The following is a 23,398-nucleotide window of genomic DNA, read 5'->3' as shown; positions in this document are numbered from 1 at the left end:
GCTAGGCTGCCCCAACATTGGCAAACAATGCACGGTCTTGAACGATATCGCCACTGGCGGCCACACGTTGCTTTTGCGATTCAGCAAAATCAAGCATACGTTGTAAGGGTTTTCTAGCGGCGGCGGCAAGCTCAGGCGTCATTAGTACCTCACCGCTGTTATTGGTCAAGCATTGCTCGATACCTTTTAGGCCATTCATCGCCATCCAAGGACAAAAGGCACAGCTTTTACAGCTTGCGCTTTCACCAGCGGTAGGCGCTGCCAAAAAGCGTTTGTTCGGCGAGCGTTTTTGCATTTCATGCAATATGCCGAGGTCAGTTGCAACGATAAAGGTGTCAGCATCCATCTCATACGTTGATTGCAACAGTTTACTGGTTGAACCAACGACATCAGCGAGTGCCACCACGCTATCGGGCGACTCAGGATGTACCAAGACTTTGGCTTCTGGGTACTCGGCTTTTAATTGCAGCAATTCAGTGGCTTTAAACTCATTATGCACGAGGCAAGACCCTTGCCAAAGCAGCATATCTGCACCCGTCTCACGAGCGATGTATTTGCCCAAATGACGGTCAGGCCCCCAGATGATCGGCTCACCTTGTGCATGCAAATGACGGACGATATCGATACCGACCGATGATGTCACAACCCAGTCAGCGCGGGCTTTCACCGCGGCGCTGGTATTGGCATAAACGACGACGGTACGTTCAGGGTGGGCATCACAAAATGCGGAAAACTCATCAGCAGGACAACCCAAATCGAGCGAACATTCCGCCTCCAAATCTGGCATAAGCACGGTTTTTTCCATACTTAAAATCTTTGCTGATTCGCCCATAAAGCGTACACCAGCGACGACTAGGGTCTGGGCGCTATGGGCTTGTCCAAACCGAGCCATCTCAAGCGAGTCACCGACGCAGCCACCTGTCGCAAGTGCTAAGTCTTGGATAAAAGGATCGACATAGTAGTGTGCAACGAGTACCGCGTTATTATCTTTCAATAATTTTTTGATGTTTTCTTCAACCACGAGTCGTTCAGCACGAGGCAAGTCTGCTGGCATTTTTGCTCTGGCATATTCGATGTTCATCTGAGTGGCGATGCGATTGTCGGTACTCATGATGGGTGCGTCGTAAGGATAAATTTTCATAATGGCAACCTCTGTTGGCGCTATAGTGATAAATGGTGTGCTAAAACAAGATATTTGGTTAAATAAATTTAATTGGTCTTTAATTATGCTCATTTTGAGTATAAATACAAGTGTTTTTTATAGGTTTACTGATTTATTTCCTCTGTTGTCATCATTTATTCTTGGTTATGTGATAGAGATTCTCTAGCATTTCTCTGCACCATCCTTGATAGTAGAAGGACCATTTTGATGTTGTCTGATTGCAACGGCAGACTATGATATTTTTAGATTCACGTTATACTGAGTCTTATTATTATCAGCATTGATAGTCCACTCATCACACTTTATACAGATAGGATAACCCCCTAAATTATGACGTTGTCTTATTCACATGCGCACCAGCAAGGTAGCGGCACGACAGAAGTGGTCGCCGTATTGGTCGCGATTACCGATCATATCGCTCGTGTCCTAACCGTTGATCAAGGTAAGCTGCTGCCAAATGGGCCGCTTATGCCGCTACATCGCTCGCTACAGGCAGGCGTACGTCAATGGGTAGAAGAGCAGACGCAGCAGCCGCTCGGATATTTAGAGCAGCTATATACCTTTGTTGATACCAACAGACGTAACGTTGATGGTCATGCATTGGTGTACGTCAGCTACCTTGGTTTGGTACAAGAAACTCAAATGCAGGCATTGCAAAGCCAAGCGCTATGGCGAAATTGGTATGATTATTTCCCATGGGAGAACCATCTAGATGGTATGCCTAGTATCATTATGGACTTTATCATCCCTATGCTATTGGAGTGGGCGAGTAGCGCTGAAGATTCAGTTGCCCGGCAGCGCAGGCGTCAACGTATTGGTTTGTGCTGGGGACTTAGCGAAGAGTTTTTGACAGATAGCGAGTTCATAGAAACTGAACCAGTTGGCGATAAGGCTGATGAAAGCAGAGAATGGATCGCAGAGCATGTGCTGCTGCGCTACGAGATGCTGTATGAAGCAGGACTGATACCAGAAGCGCCCAATTATCCGCCTAATTACCAAACGGTTCAATTGCCAAGCGACTGGTCTCAGCGTATCGGCATACCGATGTATTACGATCATCGCCGCGTGATTGCCACCGCTATCTCCAGACTACGCGCCAAGATTGAATATCGACCGCTTATCTTTGGGTTGATGCCAGATGTGTTTACTTTATCCCAGTTGCAGCAGAGTGTTGAGGCCTTATCAGGCATACGCTTGCACAAACAAAACTTTCGCCGTTTGCTGGAATCTCAGAATCTTGTGATGGAGACAGGAGAGAGTAGTAGTGCTCAGCGTGGTCGCCCCGCCAAACTCTATCGTTTTCGCCATGATATCGAGCTACAAAGCTTATTGATGGACAGCAAACTTCCTAAGCGTAAATAATTGCTACTAACAAATACAGCTAGGTCAATTTCATATAGAAATCGACTTGCTCAATAAAAACTGTTTCACCTTCCCTTGCAGGAGCGTCAACTTTACGCTATATTTATGCTCATTTTGAGTTTAAATATTTAGACGTTTTTATTCATATTACGCCTACATAAGGGTCAAACATGACAATTGAAAAAGAGCCAGTATTGGATGACGTATTGCTTAAACCTTTGGTAGAAGATGCGCTAGCGGAAGATTTGGGCAGGCGTGGAGATGTCACCTCGCAAGCCACTATCCCAGCAGATATGCAAGCCCAGCTACAAATCAAGGCGCGACAATCAGGTGTGATATGCGGTATGGATTTGGCGCGGTTGTCTTTTGCCTTAGTTGATGCAAACATTGAGTTTGTGGCTCAAGTGCAGGATGGCGAAACAGTCGCCGCTGGTGCCGTATTGGCTACTGTAAAAGGTAATGCACGCCATCTGCTAACAGCAGAACGTACAGCATTGAACTTCATGACGCATCTTAGCGGTATTGCGACTGCGACCCGCCAGATCGTCGATAGCGTGGCGCAATATCCAGCGCAGATTACTTGTACGCGTAAAACCATCCCAGGTCTGCGTATTGTACAAAAATACGCGGTACGCTGCGGTGGCGGTCGCAATCATCGTTTGGGACTGGATGATGCGATCTTAATCAAAGACAATCACATTGCCATCGCAGGTGATATAAAGACGGCTATCGAGCAAGCGCAACACTTTGCTGGGCATCTGATTCCGATTGAGGTTGAAGTCGATACGCTAGAGCAATTAGAGCAGGCGCTAGAGGCGGGTGTGAGTTTGGTATTGCTAGACAATATGTCGCCAGAAACGCTATCGCAAGCGGTTGCTATGTGTAAAGGTCGCGCAAAGACTGAAGCATCCGGTGGTATTACGCCTGAAACGGTACGAGCCGCCGCCAGTACAGGGGTTGATTTTATCGCGATGGGCTACCTAACGCACAGTACTACTGCGCTGGATATTGGCTTAGATTTTAGTGCATAGGCCATCAAGTATTTCAGCTTCATCTGATTCATAGCTTTTATATTCGCTGGATTTCTCGCCAAGATGACATAGAAGGGTAACCGAGCAAAGTTAATGATTTAACTCGCTTATCTGCCTATGTTACAATGCTACTATGAATTGCCTATTGGGTCATCGTTGCACTCGCACGATGGCCTTATCTTTTTGCACCAGTGGTATCAATAGACAAGCGAGCGCTCAGTGAATACTGAAATTATCAAGATAATCCTAGCCTTTATGGTATTGATCAATCCATTTAGCGCATTGACGTTGTTCTTGGATTTGACTCGCGGCTATTCGATGAACAATCGACGCAAAGTTGCGCGTGTTGCTTGTCTGACCATTTTTATCACCATCAGTTTTTTTACGGTGGCGGGTGAGACCTTACTAAAAGCACTAGGTATTTCTATTGGCTCGTTTCAGCTGGCTGGTGGAATATTGGTGTTCTTGATTTCACTAAATATGATGAACGGTGAAGGCAACCCTGTTAAGCCTGATCAAGAGAACTTCGATGTCGACCACGTGCAAGATGCACCGCCGACGATGGCCTCAGCAGTGGTCCCCATTGCGATACCGATGATGATTGGACCAGGTGGTATTTCTACCGTTATTATTTATTCATCGCAAGTCTCAGGCATTTTGCAGGTATCTGCCATCATCATTGCTGGTCTCTTTATTAGTCTATTTTGCTACCTGGCATTGATGGCTGCTGGTCGTATCAGCCGCTTGCTCGGTGATACTGGTCTGAATATTATGAGCCGGATCATGGGTATGCTATTAGCAGCCGTGTCTATCGAGATTATCGTTAGCGGTCTGCGCACACTGTTTCCTGCTTTAATCTAAGCTATTTATTCTGTCTCTAATATTGAGCACTTAAAATCCTAATAATTGAATTAAGAGGCCTTATCAGATAGCTGATAATGGCATCTTAGTTTATCTAGATTTAACGCCTAATGTTGTGTTTAGCTTTGGTATAAATGCCAAGCCAGATACAACATCAGCAGTCCTACCAACGCATCGAGTATGTTCCAAGCTTTTGGCTTTTCAAATAACGGCCTGAGCAGGCGTGCACCGTAACCGAGCGCAAAAAAGAAAAAGAATGAGGCGCTAATTGCCCCAATGGCAAAGGTAAGTTTGCTAGCAGCGCCTGTTGAAACCATCCCAACGAGCACCAATGTATCTAAGTAGACGTGCGGATTGAGCCAAGTGAAACCAAAGCAGAGTAGTAGCGCTTTTTTTAAGCTGGTCACTACTTGCCCATCAACGTTCAAAGCGTGTGATACACGGATACTGGCATACAAACTTTGTAAGCCATAACCCAACAAAAATAAAACGCCTGCTATTTTTGCGATATCTATCACATGCGGATAGCGTGCGGTGACCGCACCAAATCCACCAACGCCTGCTGATATCAACAGCGCGTCGCTCACTGCGCAAAACAGGCAAACAAAAAATATGTGCTCACGTTTGAGACCTTGTTTGAGTACAAAGGCATTTTGTGAGCCAATGGCGATGATGAGCGATAACCCAAGCAGGAAACCAGAAATATAATCGGGAGCATTCATAACAAGTCGCTTAGCATTTAGGAAGTGAGCGGAGAGAGTAGGAATGTTGACACTTTGCGTACTGGCAGGTCAGCAAAAACCTGTTAAGATAAGCTATTGAATGAACGTATGCAATACGAGCACAACGTGTGTGTACTGGATGAGGGGCAGAGCAAGTCATGGTAGTCAGTTTGACAAGAATGCTAAAGTCATTTGGGCAAGCGCAAGATGACCTACCAACGTTAGCTGCCAACAATGCGCAGGAGATGGGTGTTAACCATAATTTAAATGACAATAGTGATAATATCGATATCCATCATAATAATGACGGCACTCAATCAAATCACGAGCGTGCTGCATTAACGCCACCTGAGCGGGTACACCGTATACGTGATGCACTAGCGCAAGTGAACGATATTCACTCATCAACCCCGCTGACTGATCGCTATTTGTCCAATCGCGCCCAAATGCAACCGACCAATAGACCACCTTTTGACCCCGATACCTTGTGGTATCTCAAACATGGACGTTGTCCGATTATGACTGAGCTTGTTGATGTGGTCGACGAGGCCACCCTAAATGCGATGCCTATCGAAGCCGTTGCGATATTAGATCGTATCAATGGTAAGCTAAAACGCTATCGTGAGTGGAGTAGTGAGCTAAACGAGCAACAGCAGCAGCAACATAATGAGCGCCAGTTTGTCATTGATAAGCTGGTGTCCGAGAGCATCCCTGAAGCGCTACATCATTATGAGCAGTTGCAGCGCTTTAGTCCGCATCGCACCAAAAACAATATGGTTCAGGGAAAAATGACCGCAGGTGATATGTTGACCGATTTGTTTTTAGAAATCGATTATGAGCTTGATGAGCTATTGGATGAGTTGCATCAAACCGTTTTAAATCGTCTTGCCTCAACCCATCGTTATGTCAAGAGCCGCACGCAAAGCTAGCGTATTTTATAAAATAAAAGATTATCCAAAAACATAACAGACTCAATGTATAACAATATAAGGCTTTCATAGAGCCTTATTTTTTTGTTTAATAAAAGCAGTGCTAAGCAATAAAGTTGACGACACTAAAACCGCCTAGCTTAAAATACTGATTAAAATAACAAGAAATCTGCCAAACTATTCTGTCAAAACAATAAGGAAAACCCGATGACCCAAGTGACTGCTATGTTAGTGATGTTTGTATTATACGGAGTGCTGCCGGCCGCTGGGTTATATTTGGGGTATCGTGGTATTAAGAAAGTTACCGCGCCCAAAATGCTGGAATATACTGCCATGCCGCAACTGGGATATATACCAGAGAAAAGCCTACCTGTTGAAGTCAAAACAGCACTTGAGCAAATCAATCGAAAAGGCAAAAAACTCCGCTTGATTTATGGTGATACCAATAATGACGGCAAAATTGACGATAAAGACACCATCAATGAAACTTATATTATGATCCAAAATCTGATGGACCGACACATTCCGCAAGCTGTGGCCGATTATCGCCGCTTATATGACTTAGATGTGACAGATGGGGCGCGTGCTGATACCACCAAAATCAAACATTCAGATGTCACTGGTAAACAAGCATTGTTAGAAGTGCTTAAAACGATCAATACCCAGTTTGACGATTTACTCAATGCCTCATACCATCAAGATGGGCAAAAACTGCTCGCGACCAATCGCTATCTGCAAACACGCTTTGATCATCCAAATATGGATTCAACAATGCAGCCGCTGAGTAATCTCAGTAAGAAAACAGAGGCTATTGAGTCACCTACTTTGAGTAGCACGGATGTGAAAAATCCAGTAGCAGAAGATATTAAACGCTAAATGCTAAATGCTAAGTGCCAACGATAAGTAGTCATACATAGAATTGAGTGATGAGTAGCGAGCAGTTATGAGTATATTAATAGGCATCGGTATTGTAACGACCGTCACAACTTTTTATCTAGGTAGAAAAGGCTGGCATGCATTGCACAAAGCGGTCGGTATTACTCCAGGTGTGCTTATATATCAAGATGATCATGCGCCATTGTCACTGGCTACGTTAAGTTGGGAGCAGCTTAACTTAAATAAAAAGCACTTAAAAAGCTTGTCAGATCAGCAGCTACGGCAATTAAAACGTATCGATAACAAAGTGAGTGGCTATCAAGCTTATCAGGCAGCATTACAAGCTCAACATAAAACACCTGCTATAACAGAAGCACAGTTTGTATTGAACAAAATGTTGCAAACTCGGCTACCCGAAATGCTAGCCACTCACTACCAATTAACAAATATAAATGTCACTAATGAGAATAGTGAAAAGAGGTTAGAGGCTAGTGAGTTATTGCAAAGTGTTTTAGATAACATCGAACAGCGTTTGGATAGACTACTGGCACAAATGGACGAGGAGCAGCTAAAAGAGCTGCGAGTCATGACGCATTATATTAATACCCACGATAGCTGAGGCGTTATTTTTATACTGAGTCACTGTGAGGCCTGTAAAAAATACATAAAAAAAGGGGTCAATGATGAATAGTCATTGACCCCTTTTTTATGTTTATTCTAAATCTATCAAAAACTTAGAATAATGTTAAATCAATTGAATTAGCGCTTATCATTGCGGTCACGACTATTACGCGTACCGCGGCTGGCAGGGCTAGCACTGCTTTTAGGCTTCGCGCTGCTGTTGCGATTGTCATTACGAGTGTCCGTGCGACGCGCTTTAAGCGGCTTGTTTCTGATACGCTCTTGCTTTTTTTTAGCCGCACCATGTAGACCTGTGCCATAACGTGGGCGTAAGCTCACCAAATCGGTCAATGTATTGATCTCTTTTTTATCGAGCTCTAAGAAACGACCTGTACGTAACTCTTTTGGCAAGGCAATCGTACCGTAACGTGTACGCAATAGGCGGCTAACTTTCAGACCTTGTGACTCAAACAAGCGGCGTACTTCACGGTTACGACCTTCTTTAAGCTTGACGTGATACCACTTATTAACGCCTTCACCGCCGCCTTCTTTGATGTCGTCAAACTGCGCCATGCCGTCTTCTAACATGACACCAGCAGTCAAGTTGCGGGCGATATCGGGAGTGACTTCACCCAACACACGAACGGCATATTCACGCGTCACTTCGCTAGAAGGATGCATCAGGCGATGCGCCATCTCACCATCATTGGTAAATAATAGTAAGCCAGTTGAATTGATATCCAAACGTCCAACCATGACCCAACGATCATGAGTGAGCTTTGGCAAGCGCTCAAACACAGTCGGACGACCTTCTGGATCCTTGGCTGAGCAGACTTCGCCTTCTGGCTTGTAATAAGCGATCACTCGGCGACGCTTTTCATTTTCGGCGGTATATTTGATCTGACGACCATCCACACGTATTTCATCGCCTTGCGATACACGATCACCAATCGTTGCTGGACCGTTATTAACAGATACGCGACCTGCTTTAATCACTTCTTCCATTTGACGGCGTGAGCCAAGGCCCATACGGGCGAGTGCTTTTTGCAATTTTTCGTCTTTCATCTTAATGTCCTTGAGTCGGTGGGTTTACATTTCTCAATGTATAATGATTCACAATTGTTTATACTAGATTATAAATGATAATAGGTAAGAAAATGCATTGTTTGCTGTGAGCAGCATTATACTAGTAAAAGACTGCTTATACTGTATTTTTTGACTTATTTCTTTGACTTATACACCTCGCAACTGTACTCAAGCCAATTTGAACAAAATCTTGCATATTTTTACTAAGAATGTTTAACAGCTTTTAGGTAGTCGTACATATGCAGCAACATAGCAGTGTAAGAATTTAATATAAATTCAATCAATTATTAATATACGTAATATATTTAATTGTAATTGATAAAAAGAATTTATATGCTACATGGAGTAATTAGTTTAAAAATAGCTTTTTGTATCAATCAATAAGAACATTACTGTATAACAGATAACTTATGTTATGATGCCGATTATTTTTGTGAAAGATGTAAAAAAATAACATCGATACAAATTTATTAATACAAAACTGTTTTTAGTCGTTTTATGTGATTGCAGTAATAGAAGAGGCTTTTTGATATGAGACAGACAACTAAGTTGTTGAGTGCAGCGTGTTTGTTAGCTAGTAGTATGCTCTATGGATGTGCTACTACAACCATCAATTCTGGGCTTCAAGCTGGTCAGTTACCGCCCAGTGGATCTTTTACTGCAGAGAATGGTATTAATTTCAATGTACTGCCATTGACTCTTGCCACATTGCCACCTAAACAAATCGCTCGCTCACAAATGAGTGCCAACCTATCTGACCTAGTACGATCGTCTAATAGGATGAATTACCGTATTGCATCCTCTGATGTATTAAGTATTATTTTGGTAGATTATCCTGATATTAATGCTGCAGGAGCATCTGGTTATCCTGTTGATCAGCAGGGGTTTATACAGTTTCCGTTGATAGGTCGTATACAAGCTGGCGGGCTAAGTGTTCCACAGTTCACCGCAAACCTAAGTTCAAGATTGCAACGCTACCTAAAGTATGCAGATCCGCAAGTGAAAGTTGCTGAGTATCGAGGCAATAAGTTTTTTATCGATGGTGAGGTTAACAAGCCTGGTCAATTCAATATTGCTGACGAACCTGTGTCATTGTACAGTGCAATATCTATGGCTGGTGGTACGACGAGAGAAGGTAACTCAAACAGTATTGTATTGAGAAGAAATGGTATTGATTATCGTATGGGATTACAGTCTCTGCAGCAGGCGGGATTATCAGCCAATCAAATTTATGTACAAGATGGTGACTCTATTCGTGTCAGTAGCGAAGACATCAATAAAGTGTATGTTTTGGGAGAGTTTGGCAAAGTTGCACCTGTACCTATTATTGACCAGGGGTTGAGCTTAGCGCAGGTGATTGGGGAGTCAGCTGGTCTGAATTCTAATACGGCTAATGCGGCTAAGATCTACGTAGTACGTGATCAACCTGAATATCAGCGTACAAATATATACTATGTAGATATGCAGGCGCTCACTAGCTTTCCACTGACTAGCCGGTTTGAGATGTTGCCTAATGATATTGTCTATGTCGACCCAACTGGTCTGACGCGCTGGAACCGTGTTATCAGTGCTTTGTTACCATCAACTTCAGCAATCAGAAGTTTTTCAACTTTATAGGAAGTGATAAGCATGGCGTTTGATAATATTTTGGTTGTTTGTGTTGGTAATATTTGCCGTAGCCCAATGGCAGAAGCTTTGTTAAAAGAGCGTTATCCTAACAAAGTAATTGACTCCGCAGGCGTTGGTGCTTTAATTGGACATCCTGCAGATTCATCTGCTCTCAAGATTATGACTGAACAGCAGATAGATATTACAGACCATATAGCCAAACAAATCGACGAAAAATTAGTAAAAAAAGCTGATCTTATTTTTACCATGTCAGATAGTCAGACTAAATGGATTGAGGAACGTTGGCCATTTTGCCGTGGTAAAACCTTCAAGCTTGGTCACTGGCAAAATAAGGATATTGCTGACCCATATAAACATGAAATGAGCGCTTTTGAGACAGCATATCAAGATATTGTTGATGGTCTCGATCAGTGGGCCGATAAAATTAACTAAGTAATGCTTATCCGATGAACAAGCTGAAGTGGTAGACCTATAGTTATGAGTACAGATTCGAAAAATTTATCAAACCCTGTTTCGAAAGAAGATAATGATGACATTGATCTTATGGCGCTGCTGTTTGCCATTTTGCGTGGCTGGAAAACTGTATTGTTTTTCGCATTAATTGGCTTATTGATTGGTGTGCTGTACGGGCGCTATGTGAACCCCACTTTCAAATCCGATGCTTTGATACAAATAGAGGAAAACTCTCAAGGTATATCAGCATTAGGTACAAGTGCATCAGAGCTCATCGCTCCACAATCGAGCAAAGCTCAGACAGAGTCCGAGCTGATAAGATCTCGTATGATACTTGAGCCTGTAGTAGATAAGTTAAACTTGCGTATACGTCTAACGGATCCTTCTATCGGCTATATTGATCGGATCAAAAGTGATCGCGTCGCTACCCAAGTTAATACTCCTGATGGTGTATCGTTACAAACAGAAGACGGCGATGCTCAGATTAGCCAGTTCAATGTATCGCAAGCTTATCTTAATCAAATATTTACTCTGACCAAATCCGAAACAGGTTTTGTCCTGAGCAATGGGTTCGATGATTTTAAAGGCCAGTTGAATAAACCGCATTTATTTAAGGGTGTAGATGGTCAGATTCAGATTACTGTGACTGATTTACCTGACAACTCTCATCCTATCAACTTAGCCAAGCAATCTCTACAGGTTACTACTGATTCAATAAACAGCAAGCTATCCGTAGTTGAGCAAGGGCAACAGACTGGTATTGTTGAACTGTCTATGACAGGGTCTAACCAACAGCAAGTCAGTTTGATATTGAAAGAAATAATTCTGTCTTATGTAGATCAGAACCAAACGCGGGGCACTGAAGAAACAACCAGAACAATCAAGTTTATGGAAACACAGATCCCAGACTTGAAGAAAAAGTTAGAAGATTCTGAAGCAGCATTTAATAAATTCCGTGAAAATAACGGTACTATTGACGTTAGCAAAGAAGCTGAACTTTTATTATCAGAGAACTCTCAAATTGATACACAGATTAATGAGCTCAAGCTGAAAAAAGCTGATTTGACTACCTATTATACGGAAGAGCATCCATTAGTCATCCAGATCAACGAACAACTCGACGTACTTAATCGTAGAAAACAAAATATAGATGACACCATTGAAGGATTGCCGGAAATACAAAGGGAGTTCTTACAGTTGTCTGAAGATACAGCGATTAATAGAGAAATATACCTAACACTGCTAAAAAATTATGAACAGCTAAAAGTCGTGAGAGCTGGTCAGATCGGCTACGCTCGTATTATTGATTTGCCTATCAATACTTTCAATGCTATTGCGCCAAATAAGCCACAAATTTGGGTGTTAGCAACGCTACTAAGCACTATGATAGGTGTATTGCTCGTACTCCTGAAAAACATGCTTAGAAATGTGGTTAAAGACCCTGAACGTATCGAAGCAAAAACGGGTGTACCTGTGGTCGCAACGATTCCTCGTTCACCTTTACTGACCAGATTACGTAAAGATAAGAAAACGCCTAGTCGTTTGCTGGCCTATACTGATAGTAACAGCTTGAGTTATGAAGCCATCAAAAGCCTAAGAACGAGCCTGATGTTCGGTATGACGACACCAGAGCAAGCGGGCCAAAGGGCGAAAGTTATACTTATCACTGGTGAGAGTCCTGGCGTTGGTAAATCATTTATCTCGGCCAATCTAACGGAAGTTTTTGCTCAGTTAGACAAGAAGGTGCTGATTATGGACGCAGATATGCGCTTGGGTGAGCTGCATAAAATATTTGGTATGACCCAATATAACGGTTTGGCCGACTATCTATCGCAAGATAAATTATCACAAAATATGACTGATTTTGCGCAGAATAACGCTCAAGTCCCAGAAGCTATCACCACCCAAAATATCAGTAATCTAGCGAGCTTTATCCATCCGACCAATATAGATAATATTGATTTTATGCCAAGGGGCGAGTATCCACGTAATCCTGCATCGCTGTTGTCTGATAGCAGGCTCAATAACCTAATGACAGAGTTAAGCTCACACTATGACTATATCATTATTGATTCACCGCCGATCCTAGCAGCTTCCGATGCAATGATACTGGCGCAATATGCTAATAAAGTATTGATGGTAACTAGATATGATAACTCAATTGAGGGACAGCTGGTCTATGCGGTCAATCAAATGAATAAGGCAAATATAGAAGTAGATGGAATTATCTTAAATGACGTACAGCAGGGTATCATGAGCAAATACAGCTATCATTATAGTTATGCCTATGGTAACAACCAGTAGTATGCTATTAACTAACTTAGTTCTTAAAAACGATGTGGTATGAATAGACAATCCATATGGTTGAAACGTCTTTACATAGTGTCAAACGTAAGCCGAAGCTTATAGGTGGAAATGTGTTGCAATCTATCGCTCAGTACCTGTTGTCGCTGCCAAGATATGTCAAGCGTCTGATTTTGATTAGCGCAGACTTTATAATGGCTATTGCCTGTCTGTTTTTGTCACTATTATTGCGATATGGTTATATCGAGCTTCATATTAGTTTATGGACATTAAGTTTATATGCCTTAATTCCTGTCATTGGTTTATACCTTGTAGGCTTTTATCATGGCGTATCTAGAGGGTTTCTTGATACGGTTATGAGTGGTGTATTGCAGCTGTTTTTTGTGCTGATTGTTTTTTATGAACTGATTATCTACTTTGATGTACTGCCACAAATCCCTCGATCGACCCCTATTTTGTTTCTGTTTTTGCTTTATATCTGGCTGTGGAACAGTCGTCTGACAATTAAAGAATTATTGAAGCGATGGCAAGGTAAGCGTTTTGAGGGTGAGCTTATAGACTACGATAATATTTTGATTTATGGTGCAGGTGAAGCAGGGCAGGAGTTGATGAAAGGTTTGAGTAACTCACATAAATATAGTGTGGTTGCTTTTGTTGATGATGATCGTCAGCTAACAGGTGCCCATATTATGGGTAAAAAGATTTACCATACTGATAACTTATTGGATATCGTAAATACCCTTGATATTGCCCAAGTATTTTTGGCAGTACCCTCGATTAGCCGTGCTCGTAAGCGCAAAATTATTGAAAAGCTTTCACATATCTCTATCAAGATAAAAGAACTACCCAGTCTAAAAGAATTGGCTGACGAAAAAGTCACGGTTAGCCATATGCGCAAGATCGATATATTAGACGTATTAGACCGCCAAACTGTAGAGCCAGACGAAGAGTTGCTGAAGAAAAATATCGCTCATAAATCTGTCTTGGTAACAGGGGCTGGTGGCTCTATCGGTAGTGAGTTGTGCCGTCAAATCATCAAAAATAAACCAACTTGTCTGGTGTTATACGAGCTATCAGAGTTTGCCCTTTATAGTATTCACCAAGAGCTTTTGGCAAAACAGGCTAGTAGTAATGAATATCAGGATATTCAAATCGTATCCATTATTGGTAATGTGACTGATGAGCATAACCTTATGCGGATATTTCAGACTTATCATGTACAAACAGTCTACCATGCAGCAGCATATAAACATGTGCCTATGGTCGAGCACAATCCGTTTCAAGGGGTTATTAATAATAGTCGCGGTACTTACCATTGTGCGCGTGCTGCTATTCAAACAGATGTAGAAACTTTTGTTTTGATATCTACTGACAAAGCTGTTAGACCTACTAATGTGATGGGTGCCACAAAGCGTTTAGCTGAGCTTGTGTGTCAGGCATTAAGTTATGAAGCCAATTCAATCAAGCCAGGTAGCAAAACCTGTATTAGTATGGTTAGATTCGGCAATGTGCTAGGCTCATCAGGATCTGTAGTACCTGTTTTTACCAAACAAATCGAAAAAGGTCTTCCAATTACTGTCACCCATCCTGATGTGACACGCTATTTTATGACTATTCCAGAGGCTGCTAATCTAGTAATACAGGCAGGTGCTATGGCGCAAGGTGGTGAGGTTTTTGTGCTTAATATGGGAGAGCCAGTAAAGATTGTCGATCTGGCTCAGCGTATGATTCGCCTAAGTGGGCATGAGGTCAAAGACGATAAGCATCCTAATGGTGATATCGAAATTGTCTTTACAGGTCTTCGTCCTGGTGAGAAGCTCTATGAAGAGCTCATAATCGGTGATGACAATGTTGAAGAAACTGCTCATCCTCTTATTATGCAAGCTATGGAGCATAGGTTTTCTCTAGCAGATCTTGAACGGGTATTAGAGAAGTTACCAGAAAAATCTCAATTATACGACGTTGTATGGTTAAAGTTGCAGTTCAAACATTTTGTAGATGGATATAAAGAAGATACTACAGTTCACTCCTAATTTGGAAAACACTCATTGATAAGGTTGGTTGATAGATACTATGCTAAATATTGATAATATTAAAATTGCCGTTATTGGTCTTGGTTACGTGGGGCTACCATTAGCAGTAGAGTTCGGTAAAAATCACTCGGTTATAGGCTTTGATATCAATGCTGAACGTATTTCAGCACTTAATACAGGTATTGATCATACTTTAGAAGTCAGTGAAGAGGAGTTAGCAGAAGCTACACATTTAGGATACAGCTCAGATATCAATGAGTTAAAGGACTGTAACTTCTTTATTGTGACTGTACCTACTCCTATTGATGACTACAAACAACCTGACTTAACACCGCTTATAAAAGCATCGGAAGCAATCGGCGGCGTGTTAAAGCAAGGGGATATCGTCGTCTATGAGTCGACCGTCTATCCTGGCGCAACTGAGGAAGTATGTATCCCTGTGCTAGAGAAAGTATCGGGATTGAGCTTTAACCAAGACTTTTATGCAGGTTATAGCCCTGAGCGTATTAACCCAGGTGATAAAGAGCACCGTGTAACTAACATTCTGAAAGTCACCGCTGGTTCAACGCCTGAGATTGCGGACTTTGTCGACGAAGTCTATAACTTAATCATCACTGCTGGTACTCATAAAGCACCTAGTATTAAGGTAGCGGAGGCAGCAAAAGTTATCGAAAATACGCAACGAGATGTCAATATTGCTCTCATTAATGAGCTTGCAGTTATTTTTAATAAAATGGGTATCGATACTGAAGCAGTGCTAGAAGCTGCTGGTACTAAATGGAATTTCTTACCGTTCCGTCCAGGTCTAGTCGGCGGCCACTGTATCGGGGTTGATCCATACTACTTGACGCACAAAGCTCAAGCCATCGGCTATAACCCTGAGATTATCTTAGCGGGCCGTCGCTTAAACGATAGCATGGGCGAGTACGTAGTCACGCAGTTGGTCAAAACCATGATTAAAAAGCGCATTCAGGTAGAAGGCGCAAAGGTACTAATTCTAGGTCTTAGCTTTAAAGAAAATTGCCCAGATGTACGTAATACTAAGGTTATTGATATCGTACACGAGCTGCAAGAATATAATATCGAGGTCGATGTGTACGACCCATGGGTAGATGCTGTAGAGGCTCAAAAAGAGTACGGTGTTAAGCCTGTCAATGAGCCTACAGCCAATAGCTATGATAGTATTATTTTAGCAGTAGCTCACAGTGAGTTTGTCGATATGGGCGTAGCGCATATAAGAAGTTTAGGTAAACATAATCATGTGCTATATGATCTGAAGTATGTGTTCGCCAAAGAAGACACAGATATCCGTCTATAAGCCTATATAGTCTTACAATAACAGCATGCGAGCAATACTATGACAGCGACAACCTACAATAAAGTGAAAGAAACATTAGTACAGACGCCTAAAACTTGGCTTATCACAGGAGTAGCGGGCTTTATCGGCTCTAATTTGCTTGAGACACTATTATTGCTTGATCAAAAAGTGGTTGGGTTAGACAATTTCGCCACAGGTTTTCAGCATAATTTAGATGAAGTAAAAAGTTTAGTAAGCGCTGAACAGTGGGAAAATTTTACTTTTATAGAGGGTGATATTCGTCAGTTAACTGATTGTTCGAAAGCCTGTCAAGGTGTTGATTACGTGCTGCATCAAGCAGCGCTAGGTTCAGTCCCGCGCTCTATCGCTGATCCTATTAATACCAATGATACCAATATCTCAGGCTACTTAAATATGCTCGTAGCAGCTCGTGATGCTCAGGTAGCTAGCTTTACCTATGCGGCGAGTAGCTCAACCTATGGCGATCATCCAGCATTGCCAAAAGTCGAGGATGCTATTGGCAATCCGTTATCACCTTATGCGGTGACTAAGTATGTCAATGAGTTATATGCAGATGTATTCTCACGTACTTATGGCTTTAAGACGATTGGGCTACGTTACTTCAATATCTTTGGTAAACGCCAAACACCAGACGGTGCTTATGCTGCAGTGATTCCGAAGTGGGCGGCAGCAATGATCGCAGGTGATGAAGTCTTTATTAATGGCGATGGTAATACCAGTCGTGACTTTAATTTTATAGAAAATGCCGTGCAGGCTAATATCCTAGCAGCGACGGCTAATGATGAGGCTAAAAATGAGGTGTATAATGTAGCAGTCGGTGGTCGTACTACCCTTAATACACTGTTTTCAGTACTGAAAGAACATTTAAGTGCTAACGGAGTTAGCTACACTCAAGAACCAATCTATCAAGATTTTAGAGTAGGGGATGTGCGTCATAGTCAGGCTGATATTAGCAAAATACAAAATGCGTTAGGCTATGCGCCACAGTTTGATATTATTCAAGGTATTAAAAAAGCGATGCCTTGGTATGTACTAAATCATAAATAAACTTATTTAATAGGATATGTAATGAAGAAATTTGCGCTAATAGGAGCTGCTGGATATATTGCTCCAAGACATATGCAAGCCATTAAAGCTACAGGGAATGAATTGGTTGCCGCTTATGATCCGAACGACTCTGTAGGAATTATAGATAGCCACTTTCCTGAAGCACATTTTTTTACTGAGTTTGAAAGATTTGATCGACATATAGATAAGTTGCATCGTCAAGCTGAAAATAAAAAAATAGATTTTATGTCAATTTGTTCTCCTAACTATCTACATGATTCTCATATGCGTTTTGCTTTACGTAGTGGTGCGGATGCTATTTGTGAGAAGCCTTTGGTTTTAAACCCTTGGAATATTGATGGTTTATTAGAAATAGAAAAAGATACAGGGCATAAAGTAAATACCATTCTTCAGCTAAGAGTGCATCCTGCTATCGTTGCTCTAAGAGAAAAAGTAAAAAGCCAACCACGAGATAAAAAATATGAAGTCGATCTCACTTATATCACTTCGAGAGGTAAATGGTATTTACAGTCATGGAAAGGTGATATTAATAAGTCTGGAGGAATTGCAACCAATATAGGCGTGCACTTCTTTGATATGCTGCATTTTATATTTGGTGATTTACAGCAAAATATTGTACACCATGTCTCAGAGACTAAGTCTTCTGGTTTTCTAGAATATGAAAATGCTCGTGTGCGCTGGTTCCTATCTATTGATTTAGAAGATGTGCCAGCTGATATATTGGCTACAGGACAGCGTACATTTAGATCGATTACGGTAGATGGTGAAGATATTGAGTTCTCTGGCGGTTTTACCGACTTACATAATCGTAGCTACGAGCAGATATTGGCAGGTAATGGTTTTGGCTTAGAAGAAAATCGTACCGCGATTAGTACTGTAGCTCATATTCGCGATGCTCAGCCTATTGGTTTACAGGGTGATTATCATCCTTTCTTGAGTAGATAAGGAAATATGATAATGAATGATTATTATCAGCACTCTAGCGCAATAGTCGATGATGGTGCACAAATAGGTGAAGGATCTCGAGTCTGGCATTTCGTACATGTCTGTGGTGGGGCTAAAATTGGAAAAGGTGTTTCACTTGGTCAAAACGTCTTTATAGGTAATAAAGTCATTATTGGTGATTATTGCAAGGTACAAAACAATGTATCAGTTTATGATAATGTAACTCTAGAAGAGGGTGTGTTTTGTGGACCAAGTATGGTCTTCACCAATGTATATAATCCACGTTCTCTCATTGAGCGTAAAGATGAATATCTTAATACTTTAGTAAAAAAAGGTGCTACATTAGGTGCAAACTGCACTATCGTGTGCGGGATAACCATCGGCGAATATTCTTTTGTGGGAGCAGGTGCAGTAGTAAACACAGATGTTCCAGACTATGCCTTGATGGTAGGCGTACCTGCAAAACAAATTGCTTGGATGAGTGAGTATGGTGAGAAGTTAGATATACCGCTCACTGGTAACGGTGAAGCAATATGCGAGCATACTGGCAGTAAGTATGTGCTTTCCAATGGCCAATTAGCCAAGGAGGCTTAATATGCAGTTTATTGATCTAGTCGCACAGCAAAACAGAATAAAAGATAAATTGAATGCTAATATTCAAAAGGTATTGGCTCATGGGCAGTATATTTTGGGTCCTGAAGTACATGAGCTTGAAGAGAAGCTATCAGCATATACGGGTGCTAAATACTGTATCACTTGTGCCAATGGTACTGATGCGCTACAGATCGCGCAAATGGCTTTTGGTATAGGTCCTGGTGATGAGGTTATTACTCCAGGCTTCACTTATATTGCTACTGCAGAGACGGTTGCGGTACTCGGTGCCAAACCTATCTATGTAGATATTAATCCACAAACTTATAACTTAGATGTAGAGCAGCTTGAAGCGGCTATTACGCCACGTACCAAGGTAATTATTGGTGTGAGCTTATATGGACAGTGTGCAGACTTTGATGCTATCAATGCTATCGCTGCCAAGTATAATCTACCAGTCATAGAAGATGCTGCACAGAGCTTTGGTGCGAACTATAAAGGAAAGAAATCTTGTAACTTGACCACAGTCGCTTGTACCAGTTTTTTCCCTAGTAAACCCTTAGGTTGCTACGGTGATGGTGGGGCTATTTTTACTAATGATGAAGAATTGGCTAAAATAATTCGTCAAATAGCACGCCATGGTCAAGATCGCCGATATCATCATATACGTGTAGGGGTCAATAGCCGATTAGATACCTTACAAGCAGCGATATTGCTGCCTAAGCTTGAAATCCTAGATGATGAAATGCAAGCACGTCAGCGTGTGGCAGAGACTTACAATCAGCTCTTTACCGAAGCAGATATAACAACAATACCCTTTGTCGAAGCACATAATCAGAGTGCGTGGGCGCAATATACCATCCAAGTTGATAATCGTGATGAGATACAAGCCAAGCTAAAAGGGCAAGGTATCCCGACAGCCGTACATTATCCTATTCCATTGAATAAGCAGCCTGCAGTTGCGGATAGCAATGCAATACTGCCAGTAGGTGATGAAATTGCTGAGCGAGTAATGAGTTTACCGATGCATCCTTATATGTCTCAGAGTAAACAAGAGCAGGTTATAAGCGCACTGCGAGAGGCTGTGAGTGTTTAAAAAAATACTGAGTAAAGTATTACCCAAAAAACAATTTGCGCGTGGTGTAAGTGTATTGATTGGGGGTACAGCAGGGGCACAGCTATTAAGTGTACTCGCTGCACCCATACTTACACGGTTATATAGCCCAGATGATTTTGGTATGCTTGCTGTATTTACAGCACTACTAACTTTCTTGACAGTAATATCAGCTGGGCGTTATGAACTGACCATTCCTTTACCTGATAGTGAGCAAGATGCAGCAGACTTAACAGTACTAGGTTTTAGTTTGGTTTTGTGTACTACAATTATCTCAGCATTTATATTTATAATATGGCCTCAAAAAATTGCCACTATTATTAACACGCCTCAGCTTGCAAATTATTTATGGATAATCCCATTAGGTGTATTTTTCCTCGGTAGCTATCAGGTCTTTAACAAATGGGCAGTTAGGCAAAAACAGTTTACAGTCATAGCTAAAACAAGAATTTATCAATCAGTCGGTACATTAGCTATCCAGTTGGGTGGTCATTCGCTAGGGCCTTTAGCCCTGATGGGTGGGCATGCTACAGGTCAAGGCATAGGAGCTAGTGGCTTAGCGTATTCGGCATTGAAACGCCCAGAGCTAAAAAAAATCTCTTGGAGAAATATAAAAAAGCAAGCGTACCGATATAGGGACTTTCCTGTTTTCTCTACTTGGACGGCGTTGTTTAATACAGCTAGCTTACAATTTGCGCCTATTATGTTTATCGCGATGTTTGGCGCTACGGTAACAGGGCTATATGCCCTAACGCTACGTATGCTAACGTTACCGAGTAGCTTAATTGGTAATGCAATTGGTAGTGTGTTTCTGTCAGAAGCCCCTAAAGCAAAACGTGAGGGTAATTTAGCAGAATTAGTCACTAAACTTCATTCGCGTTTGGCGATGGCGGGTGCTTTACCCTTAGTGGTCTTGTTGTTATTTGGACCCGATTTATTTGCACTCGTGTTTGGCGAAGAGTGGCGTAAAGCTGGGGTTTATTCACAATGGATGGCACCTTGGATTTACTTGCAGTTTCAGTGGTCTCCATTGTCAATGCTCACTACCGTTCTCGAGTTGCAACGACAAGCGTTAATTGCTCAGGTTTTTACCTTTATTTCACGTTTTGGCTCAATATTAATCGCAATGTTGTTGGGATGTACAGCAGATAACAGTATCTTTGTTTTCGCTGTAGTAAGTGCGGTCGTCTACCTGCTCATAATGTTTTGGTTTATGAGAAAAGCAGGTGTAAAAATACGTACAATATGTACGGCAGATATTAAGTATGTCTCAGCAGCATTTATTTTAATTTTGCCAATATGGTTGTTTTTTCGGAGTATATTATGAATATAAAAAAATCCTGGGAGACTTACTTCTTTAAAAAAAGAAATATTATGGCTTATAATAAGGATAAAGAGCCATTTGAAAATATTTCTTTTGCCTCAATGGCTGAAATCGATATTGAACCATTACTAAAAAGAATTGATTCGCGTTTTGCTAATTACTTAAGAATGAGAAAAGACAATCCAGCATGGATTCTTTTCTATTTTGAAATAGACAATAAGATTCTTGGTTATAGTTTTTTGCATGTGCCAGTACAAGAAGAATGGAATGATTCGCTTCCAACTAATAGCGGAGAGGCAAGGGTCAGCACTAACTTCGTCTATCCTGAGTATCGTGGTAAAGGGATACTTAGTGAAATTGCTAAATGCCAAATTAAATATGCGTCTGAACATGATTTAAAGCTATGGTGTGTGATAGAAAATAGTAACGTTCCAGCTATGCGTGCAACTTGTAAAAACGCTCATATTGATAGAACTAATTACTTAATTAAAGTAATGAAAAGAAATGTATTTTCAGTTCTAACCAATCCTGTACGAGTAAATTTACTTTTAGGAAATAAACGTGAAAGAAGATAAAATTTTCTATTTTTTACAGCCTACTTCTGATCAAGCAATAGCTATGACAAGGATTTTAAATACAACAAATTCTTGTAAGTTGATAGCTGTACTTCTGAAAAATGAAAAAAAGTCTGGAGCGATAAAAAAATTATACTCTAGTAGTATTAGAGTCGAGAGTTACTCAGATATAAATAACGGAATAATTGTACCTTTTGGAGCTGCTTCTACGGAGATGTTATTAAAAAATCAGGATATTAAACTATCAAATGTAACAATGAAGCAATCATCGTTGTCAGTTTATAGTAAAGACCTATTTATAGAGTTTTGTAACTCTAATAATATTCCCGTGCCAAAAACGTTTTTAACTGAAGAACAGATAAGCTCAGAAGACTATCCCTTATTTTATAAACAGAAATATGAGAAGGGTGGTGGTGTTCGCGGTATTGCCTATGCCAAAACGGAACTTCCAAAGGAAGGTAAAAGCGACCTTATATATCAAGAATTCATTGATACTCCAGGTACGTATGGAGTAGGGTTTATAGCAAGAGATGGGGTTTTAGAAGTATGCTTTTCTCACTTTGAGTCCCGAAGTTATCCCGTATCAGGTGGTTCAGCTATTAAAGTTGAAGCTTATGAGTCTGAAAGACTAGTTGAGTTAACAGCTAAATATATCGAAGCAAGTAATTACTCCGGTTGGGGACTGGCTGAATTTAAATGGTGTAATAAAAGACAAGATTTTGTATTTATGGAAATCAATGCAAAGCTATGGGCTTCTTGTGAGTTTAGCTTCAGAAATGAACCAGCTTTTATTCGAAAATTATTTGGCATAAAAACTATAAAAGAAGAAATTCCCAGTATGATATTTATACACCGTGCTTTCAATGCTGGGCTCATAAGCGGGTTAAAGTATTCGTTCAGGAGTAGTGACGCTAAAAAAAATATTTATCCAGGTCTTTTTAGAATGATTATCATTAGCACTATACCTAATCCTGTAAAAAACAAGCTCAAAAAGATATTGGGTAGATAATACAAGTTAGTTTGTTACTTAGAATAACACATGAAATGCATTTTTAAAGAGCAGGTGGAAAAGAGGCCTAGATGCGCTAGCATCAAAGCTACTATCCACCGCCAAAGTGAGATTGCAGCTATGAGCTATAAAATTTAAGCCTAGAGAAACGATATCAGATTTAAGCCCCTAAAGAGGCAAACCGAAGCATTAAATTTATAGCAGGCGAATTAAATAAAAGTGAAATGAAATCAAATTAAGTACAGATGGCACTGATATTATTTTTGATCAAGAAATGCAGATAAACTTGTTTTTTTAACTTTAACGAAGCATAACAGCAACACTTTTCTATATAGTTAAGGGTTGCCTAGCCATAAATATAAAA

21 protein-coding genes are annotated in these 23,398 nt (G+C 41.0%); 18 read left to right on the top strand and 3 right to left on the bottom strand.

Annotation, left to right across the window (positions count from 1 at the left end; genetic code table 11):
- Position 1 precedes the first annotated feature (1 nt).
- Entirely contained in the window at positions 2 to 1,141 is a 1,140-nt protein-coding gene (gene nadA / locus PSBA01_RS01835; protein ID WP_186474899.1) for a quinolinate synthase NadA, read from the bottom strand.
- Between the two features lie 351 nt (positions 1,142 to 1,492).
- On the opposite strand from nadA, the gene PSBA01_RS01830 reads away from it, so the two are divergent.
- From PSBA01_RS01830 to PSBA01_RS01820, 3 genes are all read left to right on the top strand, one after another.
- Entirely contained in the window at positions 1,493 to 2,524 is a 1,032-nt protein-coding gene (locus tag PSBA01_RS01830) for an NUDIX hydrolase (RefSeq protein WP_186474898.1), read from the top strand.
- Between the two features lie 170 nt (positions 2,525 to 2,694).
- The gene (gene nadC, locus PSBA01_RS01825; RefSeq protein ID WP_186474897.1) at positions 2,695 to 3,555 is read left to right on the top strand and encodes a carboxylating nicotinate-nucleotide diphosphorylase; all 861 of its coding nucleotides are present in this window, start codon (positions 2,695 to 2,697) and stop codon (positions 3,553 to 3,555) included.
- A gap of 255 nt (positions 3,556 to 3,810) precedes the next feature.
- Positions 3,811 to 4,416 (top strand): MarC family protein, encoded by a 606-nt coding sequence (locus PSBA01_RS01820; protein ID WP_252963006.1) that lies wholly within the window; start codon positions 3,811 to 3,813, stop codon positions 4,414 to 4,416.
- A gap of 119 nt (positions 4,417 to 4,535) precedes the next feature.
- On the opposite strand, the gene PSBA01_RS01815 is transcribed toward PSBA01_RS01820, so the two are convergent.
- Positions 4,536 to 5,138, bottom strand: coding sequence for a LysE/ArgO family amino acid transporter (locus PSBA01_RS01815; RefSeq protein WP_186474895.1), 603 nt, complete (start codon positions 5,136 to 5,138; stop codon positions 4,536 to 4,538).
- Positions 5,139 to 5,317: 179 nt separating this feature from the next.
- Here PSBA01_RS01815 and PSBA01_RS01810 point away from each other — a divergent pair, with 179 nt between their 5' ends.
- From PSBA01_RS01810 to PSBA01_RS01800, 3 genes are all read left to right on the top strand, one after another.
- Positions 5,318 to 6,067: a hypothetical protein gene (locus tag PSBA01_RS01810; RefSeq protein ID WP_186475400.1), complete on the top strand. Its 750-nt coding sequence runs from the start codon at positions 5,318 to 5,320 to the stop codon at positions 6,065 to 6,067.
- A gap of 207 nt (positions 6,068 to 6,274) precedes the next feature.
- On the top strand, positions 6,275 to 6,943 hold the full coding sequence (locus tag PSBA01_RS01805) for a hypothetical protein (protein ID WP_228724617.1): 669 nt from the start codon (positions 6,275 to 6,277) through the stop codon (positions 6,941 to 6,943).
- 67 nt (positions 6,944 to 7,010) lie between these two features.
- Positions 7,011 to 7,562 carry a hypothetical protein gene (locus PSBA01_RS01800; RefSeq protein WP_186474894.1) on the top strand — a complete coding sequence of 184 codons (552 nt, stop codon included), beginning with the start codon at positions 7,011 to 7,013 and terminating at the stop codon, positions 7,560 to 7,562.
- Positions 7,563 to 7,702: 140 nt separating this feature from the next.
- On the opposite strand, the gene rluB is transcribed toward PSBA01_RS01800, so the two are convergent.
- Positions 7,703 to 8,629 carry a 23S rRNA pseudouridine(2605) synthase RluB gene (gene rluB, locus PSBA01_RS01795; RefSeq protein ID WP_186474893.1) on the bottom strand — a complete coding sequence of 309 codons (927 nt, stop codon included), beginning with the start codon at positions 8,627 to 8,629 and terminating at the stop codon, positions 7,703 to 7,705.
- A 552-nt stretch (positions 8,630 to 9,181) separates the two neighbouring features.
- Between rluB and PSBA01_RS01790 the strand changes: the two genes are divergently transcribed.
- From PSBA01_RS01790 to PSBA01_RS01735, 12 genes are all read left to right on the top strand, one after another.
- The gene (locus tag PSBA01_RS01790) at positions 9,182 to 10,267 is read left to right on the top strand and encodes a polysaccharide biosynthesis/export family protein (protein WP_058024345.1); all 1,086 of its coding nucleotides are present in this window, start codon (positions 9,182 to 9,184) and stop codon (positions 10,265 to 10,267) included.
- A gap of 12 nt (positions 10,268 to 10,279) precedes the next feature.
- Entirely contained in the window at positions 10,280 to 10,711 is a 432-nt protein-coding gene (locus PSBA01_RS01785) for a low molecular weight protein-tyrosine-phosphatase (RefSeq protein ID WP_186474892.1), read from the top strand.
- A gap of 45 nt (positions 10,712 to 10,756) precedes the next feature.
- Entirely contained in the window at positions 10,757 to 13,036 is a 2,280-nt protein-coding gene (locus PSBA01_RS01780; protein WP_186474891.1) for a GNVR domain-containing protein, read from the top strand.
- A 113-nt stretch (positions 13,037 to 13,149) separates the two neighbouring features.
- Positions 13,150 to 15,069 carry a polysaccharide biosynthesis protein gene (locus PSBA01_RS01775; RefSeq protein WP_228724616.1) on the top strand — a complete coding sequence of 640 codons (1,920 nt, stop codon included), beginning with the start codon at positions 13,150 to 13,152 and terminating at the stop codon, positions 15,067 to 15,069.
- 40 nt (positions 15,070 to 15,109) lie between these two features.
- Positions 15,110 to 16,387: a Vi polysaccharide biosynthesis UDP-N-acetylglucosamine C-6 dehydrogenase TviB gene (gene tviB / locus PSBA01_RS01770; protein ID WP_186474889.1), complete on the top strand. Its 1,278-nt coding sequence runs from the start codon at positions 15,110 to 15,112 to the stop codon at positions 16,385 to 16,387.
- Positions 16,388 to 16,426: 39 nt separating this feature from the next.
- Positions 16,427 to 17,455 (top strand): NAD-dependent epimerase/dehydratase family protein, encoded by a 1,029-nt coding sequence (locus PSBA01_RS01765; RefSeq protein WP_186474888.1) that lies wholly within the window; start codon positions 16,427 to 16,429, stop codon positions 17,453 to 17,455.
- Positions 17,456 to 17,476: 21 nt separating this feature from the next.
- Positions 17,477 to 18,421 carry a Gfo/Idh/MocA family protein gene (locus PSBA01_RS01760; protein WP_186474887.1) on the top strand — a complete coding sequence of 315 codons (945 nt, stop codon included), beginning with the start codon at positions 17,477 to 17,479 and terminating at the stop codon, positions 18,419 to 18,421.
- Between the two features lie 12 nt (positions 18,422 to 18,433).
- Positions 18,434 to 19,015 (top strand): acyltransferase, encoded by a 582-nt coding sequence (locus tag PSBA01_RS01755; protein WP_186474886.1) that lies wholly within the window; start codon positions 18,434 to 18,436, stop codon positions 19,013 to 19,015.
- Position 19,016: 1 nt separating this feature from the next.
- On the top strand, positions 19,017 to 20,108 hold the full coding sequence (locus tag PSBA01_RS01750; protein ID WP_186474885.1) for a DegT/DnrJ/EryC1/StrS family aminotransferase: 1,092 nt from the start codon (positions 19,017 to 19,019) through the stop codon (positions 20,106 to 20,108).
- Positions 20,101 to 21,453: a lipopolysaccharide biosynthesis protein gene (locus PSBA01_RS01745; RefSeq protein ID WP_186474884.1), complete on the top strand. Its 1,353-nt coding sequence runs from the start codon at positions 20,101 to 20,103 to the stop codon at positions 21,451 to 21,453. The genes PSBA01_RS01750 and PSBA01_RS01745 overlap by 8 nt, the downstream gene beginning before the upstream one ends.
- Positions 21,450 to 22,025, top strand: coding sequence for a GNAT family N-acetyltransferase (locus PSBA01_RS01740; RefSeq protein ID WP_186474883.1), 576 nt, complete (start codon positions 21,450 to 21,452; stop codon positions 22,023 to 22,025). The genes PSBA01_RS01745 and PSBA01_RS01740 overlap by 4 nt, the downstream gene beginning before the upstream one ends.
- Complete coding sequence (locus tag PSBA01_RS01735) at positions 22,012 to 23,034, top strand: hypothetical protein (protein WP_186474882.1); 1,023 nt, start codon at positions 22,012 to 22,014, stop codon at positions 23,032 to 23,034. The genes PSBA01_RS01740 and PSBA01_RS01735 overlap by 14 nt, the downstream gene beginning before the upstream one ends.
- The last annotated feature ends 364 nt before the right edge of the window (positions 23,035 to 23,398 follow it).

This window comes from Psychrobacter sp. KCTC 72983 (genome assembly GCF_014280455.1).
Lineage (GTDB): Bacteria > Pseudomonadota > Gammaproteobacteria > Pseudomonadales > Moraxellaceae > Psychrobacter > Psychrobacter pacificensis.
This window is presented reverse-complemented; position numbering and strand designations above follow the sequence as displayed.